This is a genomic window from Streptomyces sparsus, from assembly GCF_054776295.1.
Genome location: NZ_BAAHCA010000331.1, coordinates 1 through 4,900, shown reverse-complemented (window position 1 = coordinate 4,900; position 4,900 = coordinate 1). Strand labels below are relative to the sequence as shown.

Sequence of the window (4,900 nt, the reverse complement as noted above, 5' to 3'; positions counted from 1 at the left end):
AATTATTGTGGGGAAGCCCCGCTGGGAAACCAGCGGGGCTTTCCTGCGTTCGGGCCGAGCCCTGTGCGCCGGCGGCCGGACCCACCCGATAGGCTCGTTCGAGCAACGTAGGTCCGCACCGCACAGGAGGCACCGGGTGGAGGTCCAGGAGACCCGCATCCAGACCGACCGGATCCTCACCATCCCCAACATGCTCAGCATGGCGAGGCTCGTCGGCGTCCCCGTCTTCCTGTGGCTGATCCTGCTACCCGAGTTCGGTGGGCCGAACCGGGACCTGTGGGCCCTGCTCGTCCTGGCCTTCAGCGGCGTCAGCGACTACCTGGACGGCAAGCTCGCCCGGCGATGGAACCAGGTCAGCGGCCTCGGCCGTCTCCTGGACCCGGCCGCCGACCGCCTGTACATCCTCTCCACCCTGCTGGGCCTTACCTGGCGGGGGATCCTCCCCCTCTGGCTCACCGGGCTCCTGCTCGCCCGTGAGCTGGTCCTCCTCGTCATGGTCTGGGTCCTCGACCGCCGCGGCTACGCCCCTCCGCAGGTCAACTTCCTGGGCAAAGCGGCGACCTTCAACCTCATGTGCGCCTTTCCGCTGCTGCTTCTCAGTGACGGCAGCGGGTGGCTTCCGTCACTTGCTGCTATTTTCGGATGGGCGTTCGCAGGTTGGGGTACAACGCTGTACTGGTGGGCAGGAATCCTGTACGTGGTTCAGGTCCGCCGAATTATCCGGGCGGACTCTGCAGCCGACTGAGCAGCCCCCGGCAGCGTCGCCGTAGCAGGGGCGCGCCGGGCAAGCGAAACACGAACCGTGCGGACAGGCTCAGTCGGACAGGACCGTCGTCTCTTCAAGGAGGACGCTACCGACATGAAGGCCGTCGTGATGGCTGGTGGCGAAGGCACACGTCTTCGTCCCATGACCGCGAGCATGCCCAAACCGCTCCTGCCTGTGGTGAACAGGCCGATCATGGAGCACGTCCTGAGGCTGCTCAAGCGGCACGGCCTCAGTGAAACCGTGGTCACCGTGCAGTTCCTCGCCTCTCTGGTGAAGAACTACTTCGGTGACGGCGAAGAGCTCGGCATGGAGCTGACGTACGCGAACGAAGAAAAGCCCCTGGGTACTGCCGGCAGCGTGAAGAACGCTGAGGAAGCACTCAAGGACGACGCTTTCCTGGTGATTTCCGGAGACGCACTCACCGACTTCGACCTCACCGACCTCATCAAATTCCACCGCGAACGCGGTGCCATGGTGACGGTATGCCTGACCCGGGTGCCCAACCCGCTGGAATTCGGCATCACCATCGTGGACGAGGAAGGGCGCGTCGAGCGCTTCCTCGAGAAGCCGACCTGGGGACAGGTGTTCTCGGACACCGTCAACACCGGCATCTACGTCATGGAACCGGAGGTATTCGACTACGTCGAAGCCGATGTACCGGTGGACTGGTCCGGTGACGTCTTCCCGCAGTTGATGAAGGAAGGCAAGCCGATCTACGGCTACATCGCTGAGGGCTACTGGGAGGACGTCGGCACGCACGAGAGCTACGTCAAGGCGCAGGCCGACGTACTCGAGGGCAAGGTCGACGTCGACATCGACGGCTTCGAGATCTCTCCCGGCGTGTGGGTCGCCGAAGGCGCCGAGGTGCACCCGGAGGCGGAACTGCGCGGCCCGCTCTACGTCGGTGACTACGCGAAGGTCGAGGCGGGTGCCGAGATCCGCGAGCACTCCGTCATCGGTTCCAACGTGGTCGTCAAGAGCGGCGCCTTCCTGCACAAGACGGTGGTGCACGACAACGTCTACATCGGCCCGCAGAGCAATCTGCGCGGGTGTGTGATCGGCAAGAACACCGACGTGATGCGTGCCGCGCGCATCGAGGACGGTGCCGTGATCGGTGACGAGTGCCTGATCGGTGAAGAGTCGATCATCCAGGGCAACGTCCGGGTCTACCCGTTCAAGACCGTCGAGGCGGGCGCGTTCGTCAACACGTCCGTCATCTGGGAGTCCCGAGGGCAGGCCTACCTGTTCGGGGCGCGCGGGGTGTCCGGCATCCTCAACGTCGAGATCACGCCGGAACTCGCGGTGCGGCTCGCCGGCGCCTACGCGACGACGTTGAAGAAGGGGTCGACGGTCACCACCGCCCGTGACCACTCCCGAGGCGCGCGTGCGTTGAAGCGGGCCATGATCTCTGCTCTGCAGACCAGCGCCATCGACGTACGGGACCTGGAGAACGTCCCCCTGCCGGTGGCCCGGCAGCAGACTGCGCGAGGCAGCGCCGGCGGCATCATGATCCGCACCACGCCCGGGGTGCCGGACTCCGTGGACATCATGTTCTTCGACGAGCGCGGTGCCGACCTGTCCCAGGGCGCGCAGCGCAAACTCGACCGGGTCTACGCGCGCCAGGAGTACCGCAGGGCCTTCCCCGGTGAGATCGGCGACCTGCGTTTCCCGGCGAGCGTCTTCGACTCCTACACCGGCTCGCTGCTGCGCGCGGTCGACACCACGGGCATCGCCGACGCCGGGCTGAAGGTCGTGGTCGACGCCTCCAACGGCAGCGCCGGCCTCGTCCTGCCGAGCCTGCTCGGGCGCCTCGGCGTGGACGCGCTGACCATCAACCCGGGCCTGGACGAGTCGCGTCCGACCGAGACGGCCGAGACCAGGCGGGCCGGACTCGTCCGGCTCGGCGAGATAGTGGCTTCGGCCCGGGCCGCGTTCGGCGTGCGCTTCGACCCGGTGGGCGAGCGACTGTCGCTGGTGGACGAGCGAGGGCGGATCATCGAGGACCAGCGGGCGCTGCTCGTCATGCTCGACCTGATCGCCGCCGAGCGCCGCAGCGGCCAGGTCGCGCTGCCCGTCACCACCACGCGCATCGCGGAGCAGGTCGCCGCGTACCACGGCACGCAGGTCGAGTGGACGACGACCTCACCCGACGACCTGACCCGGGTCGGCCGGGAGGAGACCACGGTGTTCGGCGGTGACGGCCGGGGCGGGTTCATCGTGCCGGAGTTCAGCTCCGTCTTCGACGGAAGTGCCGCCTTCGTGCGGCTGATCGGGCTGGTCGCCCGGACGCAGCTCACGCTGAGCCAGATCGACGCCCGGATACCGCGGGCCCACGTCGTGCGCCGCGACCTGGCCACCCCCTGGGCGGTCAAGGGCCTGGTGATGCGGAGCGTGGTCGAGGCGGCAGGGGACCGCTCGGTGGACACCACCGACGGCGTGCGGGTGGTCGAGTCCGACGGCCGGTGGGTGATGGTGCTGCCCGACCCGGCCGAGGCCGTCACCCACCTGTGGGCGGAGGGCCCCGACGACGCCTCCGCGCAGGCGCTGCTCGACGAGTGGGCGGCGGTGGTCGACGGCGCCGGACGCTGATCCGCACGCCGGCACACCACCCGCCGGACGCGGCGGAGGCCCGCCGCACGACCGCCGAACGGCCCACCGGAAACAACCGAATCGGTTCACCGGTGGGCCCGTTCGGCGGAGGCGTGTGCGACGTGCGACGATGTGCGGCATGTCGCAGCAGCACCCCGCACGTAGGCCCGCACAGCGGCCCGCGCGACCTGACGCGTCGATGTCGCTGCTGACCAACGTGATGGACCACAGCCTCGACGACGGCTATGCGGAAGCCGCTCGCCGCAAGGACCGCGACGGCACCTCGGGCCTGCCCCGCACCCTGCGGGCCAAGCTCTACCTCGCTCTGGGCCTGGTGCTCGCCGCATTGGTCGTCACGCTCGGCGCGGCCCAGGCGCGGTTCGCGGCACCCACCGTGGCCAAGGAGCGGCAGGAGCTGATCGACCGCATCGAGAGCGGTTCCGATGACGCCGACGAGCTCGAGCAGCGGGTGGACTCGCTGCGTGAGACGGTCGCGGCCCAGCAGCGCGAGGCGCTGAAGGAGCACGGCGGCGACACCGGGGAACTGGTGTCGCTGCTGGCCGGAGCCACCCCGGTGGAGGGCCCCGGCGTCAAGCTGGTGGTGGACGACGCCAAGGGCACCGGCGGGGAGGCCGGCGGCCCCCGGGAGAGCAGCCACTTCTCGGATACCGGCCGGGTGCGCGACCGCGACATGCAGCGCGTCGTGAACGGCCTGTGGGAGTCGGGGGCGGAGGCCCTCTCCGTCAACGGGCAGCGACTCACGGCGCTTTCGGCGATCCGGGCGGCCGGTGACGCGATACTCGTCGACAACAGGCCGCTCGTCCCGCCGTACACGCTGCTCGCGGTGGGCGACGGGAAGCGACTGAGCACGACGTTCCAGGACAGCGCGGACGGCCAGTATCTGCACGTGCTGCAGGAGAACTACGGAATCCGCACGAGCATCGCCGTGCAGGACACGGTGCGGCTGCCCGCTGCGCCGAGCCTGGTCGTCCGCACGGCAGAGCCGGTGAAAACAGGAAAGGGCAGCAACTCGTGATCGCTGTACTGGGCCTCATCGTGGGCGTCGTGGCGGGGCTGGTCCTCCGGCCGGTGGTGCCGACAGTCGTGGAGCCCTATCTGCCCATCGCGGTGGTGGCCGCGCTCGACGCGGTCTTCGGCGGCCTGCGTGCCATCCTGGACGGGATCTTCGACGACAAGGTCTTCGTGGTCTCCTTCCTGTCCAACGTCGTGGTGGCCGCGTTGATCGTCTTTCTCGGTGACAAGCTGGGCGTCGGTGCCCAGCTGTCCACCGGAGTCGTTGTCGTCCTGGGCATCCGGATCTTCTCCAACGCCGCGGCCATCCGGCGGCACATCTTCCGGGCGTGAGGTGCAGCCATGAGTGACCACAGGAACCCGGCTGACAACGCCGGAGACCCCGAACGTCCGGACACCGGGCGACGGCCCGGTGCTGAGCGGTACCGCCCCGAGCGCCCCGGTACCGAGCGGCCCGACGCCGACCGTGCGGAGCGGCCGGGCGCCGGCGATGCCGGTCACGGCCGGGCGGCG

General features: G+C 69.0%; 4 protein-coding genes. All 4 read left to right on the top strand.

The features are described from left to right. The first annotated feature begins 136 nt into the window (after positions 1-136). The 4 genes from ACYVE9_RS15670 (at position 137) to ACYVE9_RS15655 (ending at position 4,720) form a co-directional block, all read left to right on the top strand. Entirely contained in the window at positions 137-745 is a 609-nt protein-coding gene (locus ACYVE9_RS15670) for a CDP-alcohol phosphatidyltransferase family protein (RefSeq protein ID WP_461028462.1), read from the top strand. Between the two features lie 114 nt (positions 746-859). Beyond that, on the top strand, positions 860-3,355 hold the full coding sequence (locus ACYVE9_RS15665) for a sugar phosphate nucleotidyltransferase (protein WP_461028461.1): 2,496 nt from the start codon (positions 860-862) through the stop codon (positions 3,353-3,355). A gap of 130 nt (positions 3,356-3,485) precedes the next feature. Beyond that, entirely contained in the window at positions 3,486-4,391 is a 906-nt protein-coding gene (locus ACYVE9_RS15660) for a DUF881 domain-containing protein (RefSeq protein WP_461028463.1), read from the top strand. Next, positions 4,388-4,720 carry a small basic family protein gene (locus tag ACYVE9_RS15655; RefSeq protein WP_283992206.1) on the top strand — a complete coding sequence of 111 codons (333 nt, stop codon included), beginning with the start codon at positions 4,388-4,390 and terminating at the stop codon, positions 4,718-4,720. Before ACYVE9_RS15660 ends, ACYVE9_RS15655 begins: the two co-directional genes overlap by 4 nt. Positions 4,721-4,900 lie beyond the last annotated feature (180 nt).

Bases quoted from the DNA above. Each gene is read 5' to 3' on its own strand.
- ACYVE9_RS15665 (WP_461028461.1), top strand. From the start codon at position 860: ATGAAGGCCGTCGTGATGGCTGGTGGCGAAGGCACACGTCTTCGTCCC.
- ACYVE9_RS15660 (WP_461028463.1), top strand. From the start codon at position 3,486: ATGTGCGGCATGTCGCAGCAGCACCCCGCACGTAGGCCCGCACAGCGG.